Below are 3019 nucleotides of genomic sequence, written 5' to 3'. Positions count from 1 at the left end.
CTTTTCGCCATCGTGGCCGCCGCGCCATACCGGGCCGACCGTATGGATCACCCATCGAGCCTTCAGGTCGAAGCCGGGTGTGATCCGCGCCTCGCCGGTTGGGCAGCGCACATGATCGTGTACCTGTGGCAATGCCTGGCAGGCGAGCAGCAGGCGAGGGCCCGCGGCACGGTGGATGGCGCCATCGACGCCCCCGCCTCCGGTCAGCGCAGGGTTGGCGGCGTTGACGATGGCGTCCACGTCAACGGTCGTGATGTCGGCCCAGACCGGCTTGATTTCCATGACGTCGAGGATACTCCGGCGGGCCTTCCCGTACCCGTGAGGGACCGGATGCAGTACATTGTGCATACTTGGAAACAGCACGCGCCTGATCCGCCATGACTCGCCTCCCGGATATGTCTTTCGGTTATCTGCTCAACGACGTTACGCTGCTTTTTCGCAAGCATTTTGATCGCCGCGCGACGCGGTTCGGACTGACGCGCGCGCAATGGCGTGCGCTCAAGTGCCTGCATCTGCGTCAGGGCATCCGTCAGAGCGAATTGGCCGAATATCTCGAGATGGAGGCGATCGCCGTAGGACGTGTCATCGATCGTCTGCAGGCAGCCGGTTTTGTCGAACGACGGGCAGATCCCAGCGATCGTCGGTGCTGGCGCCTGTACCCGACCCCGCAGGCACAGGCCGTCAACGAGGATATGGAAGACATTGCCCGCGGGCTGCGTGTCGATGCCACGCGCGACATCAGCGTCAAGGATCTGCAGCACATGATCAATGTGCTCACGCGCATCAAGGAAAATCTCCAGGCGCTGGAAAACCACGTTGATTCGGAGGATGCATCAGAGCATCCCGAGGAACGCTGACCACGCAAAACGACCGCGTAATGATCGCCCGGCAGCCCATCGCAGATTGCGATCAGTCCTGCTTCAGCAAATCCCGGATTTCGGTCAGCAACTGCACTTCGGCCGGTGGCGCGGCGGGTGCCTCCGGTATCGATTCCTTCTTGCGCTGCAAGCGATTCATGGCGCGAATCACCATGAAGATGCACAAGGCGATGATGAGGAAACTGACCACGCTGTCGATGAAGCTGCCATAGCGGATCGCCACTTCGCCCTTGCCATCCGCACCGGCGGCCTGAAGCACCCACTTGAGCCGGGAGAAGTTGACACCGCCGGTCAGCAGGCCGATGGGCGGCATGATCATGTCGCTGACCAGCGACTTGATGATGGTGCCGAAGGCACTGCCGATGACGATGCCCACGGCCATGTCGACCATGTTGCCCTTGACAGCGAATTCCTTGAACTCACTCAGCATGCTCATGCAGGTACCTTCAGGTTGGGTATCGCGGATGTCAGTCGCTCGAGCCTCTGCGGCGCCAGCATACGCTGCTCAGCAAATGAGTGTATGCAGTCGAGCCAGTTCGTCCAGCTCGGCCAGCAAGGTGTCCCCGGGCTGCAGTGCGGACACGCCGGCAGGCGTTCCGGTGAAGATCAGGTCGCCGGCTTTCAGTTCGAACAACGCGGAAAGTTCGGCAATGATTTCCGGCACGCTCCAGATCATCGCGTCAAGACGGGTCTTTTGACGCAGCTGGCCGTTCACGTGCAGGCGCAACTCGGTGGCGCCGCTGGGCACGCCGTCGGCGACGCGACGGATGGCAGAAATCGGGGCCGAATGGTCAAAGGCCTTGGCCGTATCCCACGGCAGGCCCTTGTCCTTGGCTTGTGCCTGCAAATCGCGACGGGTCAGGTCCAGGCCGACCGCATGGCCGAAGATCAGGGTGTTGGCATGGTGCGGGTCGATACCCGTTCCTCCTCTTGCCAGTGCCACCACCATTTCCACCTCGTGGTGCAGGTTGGCGGTTGCCGGTGGATAGGGCGCATTGGCGCCATCCGTGACCACTGCGTCGGCCGGTTTGGTAAAGAAGACCGGATTGCTGCGGTCCACCGTGCTGCCCATTTCCTTGGCGTGGTCGCTGTAGTTGCGGCCGATGCAGAAGATTCGGCGTACCGGAAAGCGACTGTCGCTGCCGATCACGGGCACGCTGGTCGGTTCTGGGGTGGCAATCACGTAAGTCATGGGCACTCCATCGGAGGGGAAGGTCATCAAGGTTAGCCGATCGGGTCGCAGCTGTGCCGTTCTCAGTGTTTTACGCGCCCGCGCCCGCGCGTGAGGATCACGATGCCCACGCCCAACAGGATCACGGCCATGCCGGCCAGGTCCACCGGTCCAACATGTTCTCCGCCCAGCATCACTCCGAACAGGACCGCCACCGGTGGATTGACATAGGCGTAACTGGTGGCAAGCGCAGGGCGCACGTTCCTGAGCAGATAAACGTACGAGCTGAAACCGATGATGGAGCCGAACAGGGCCAGATACAGCAGGGCAGTGTTGGCATGCAGCGATGGATGTGCCGGCAGGTGTTCGCCGGTCAGTTGCGCGGTGAGTGCAAGTGCGACGCTTGCACACAGCATCTGTGCGGCTGTATTCATGGGTCCTGCGGGCATATCCTGGCGGCGACTCCAGGAAGAGCCGAGGGCCCACAGCGCGGCGGCACTGACCAGGGCGATGGCCCCGGCTGGAGAGCCGGAAAGCGTGCTGCCCAGATTCAGGATCACCACACCGGCAAAGCCGATGCCCAGGCCGACGACCTCGCGACGGTTTGGCCATTCGCCGTACATGCCATTGAAGATCGTCGCGAACAACGGCATCGAGGCCACCGCCACTGCTGCGATGCCCGAGCCCACGCTCTGCTCGGCATAGCAGACCAGGCCATTGCCGCCGAGCAGCAGCAAGACCCCGGTGATGGCCGCATTGCGCCACTTCCTGCGCGAGGGTACGGCATCGACGCGCAGGCGAAGCCAGGCAAACATCAGACTGCCGGCCAGCGCGAATCGGATCGATGCCAACCAGAACGGTGGCCAGCTTTCCAGTGCGAAGCGGATACCAAGGTAGGTCGAGCCCCAGACCAGATACAGGGCGACTAGCGCCACGGGCACCAAAGCGCGGGTGGTTTCCGGTGCGGCGT

General features: G+C 62.6%; 5 protein-coding genes. 1 reads left to right on the top strand and 4 read right to left on the bottom strand.

Annotated features, from left to right (window positions below):
• Positions 1–282 (bottom strand): macro domain-containing protein (locus PF446_RS11180; protein ID WP_298071586.1); only part of this gene is annotated, 282 nt, incomplete at its 3' end.
• Positions 283–377: 95 nt separating this feature from the next.
• On the opposite strand from PF446_RS11180, the gene PF446_RS11175 reads away from it, so the two are divergent.
• Positions 378–857, top strand: a complete 480-nt coding sequence (locus PF446_RS11175; protein ID WP_298071584.1) for a MarR family transcriptional regulator — start codon at positions 378–380, stop codon at positions 855–857.
• A 52-nt stretch (positions 858–909) separates the two neighbouring features.
• Here PF446_RS11175 and mscL read toward each other — a convergent pair whose 3' ends face one another.
• The 3 genes from mscL to yedA form a co-directional block, all read right to left on the bottom strand.
• Entirely contained in the window at positions 910–1314 is a 405-nt protein-coding gene (mscL, locus tag PF446_RS11170) for a large-conductance mechanosensitive channel protein MscL (protein WP_298071570.1), read from the bottom strand.
• A 69-nt stretch (positions 1315–1383) separates the two neighbouring features.
• Complete coding sequence (locus PF446_RS11165) at positions 1384–2070, bottom strand: fumarylacetoacetate hydrolase family protein (RefSeq protein ID WP_298071569.1); 687 nt, start codon at positions 2068–2070, stop codon at positions 1384–1386.
• Positions 2071–2132: 62 nt separating this feature from the next.
• The gene (gene yedA, locus PF446_RS11160) at positions 2133–2993 is read right to left on the bottom strand and encodes a drug/metabolite exporter YedA (RefSeq protein ID WP_298071588.1); all 861 of its coding nucleotides are present in this window, start codon (positions 2991–2993) and stop codon (positions 2133–2135) included.
• Positions 2994–3019: the final 26 nt, after the last annotated feature.

It is taken from the genome of Oleiagrimonas sp. (assembly GCF_027858935.1).
Classification (GTDB): domain Bacteria; phylum Pseudomonadota; class Gammaproteobacteria; order Xanthomonadales; family Rhodanobacteraceae; genus Oleiagrimonas.
This window is presented reverse-complemented; position numbering and strand designations above follow the sequence as displayed.

Coding starts and splice junctions, on each gene's coding strand:
- PF446_RS11175 (WP_298071584.1), top strand. CDS start 378: ATGACTCGCCTCCCGGATATGTCTTTCGGTTATCTGCTCAACGACGTT.
- mscL (WP_298071570.1), bottom strand. CDS start 1,314: ATGAGCATGCTGAGTGAGTTCAAGGAATTCGCTGTCAAGGGCAACATG.
- PF446_RS11165 (WP_298071569.1), bottom strand. CDS start 2,070: ATGACTTACGTGATTGCCACCCCAGAACCGACCAGCGTGCCCGTGATC.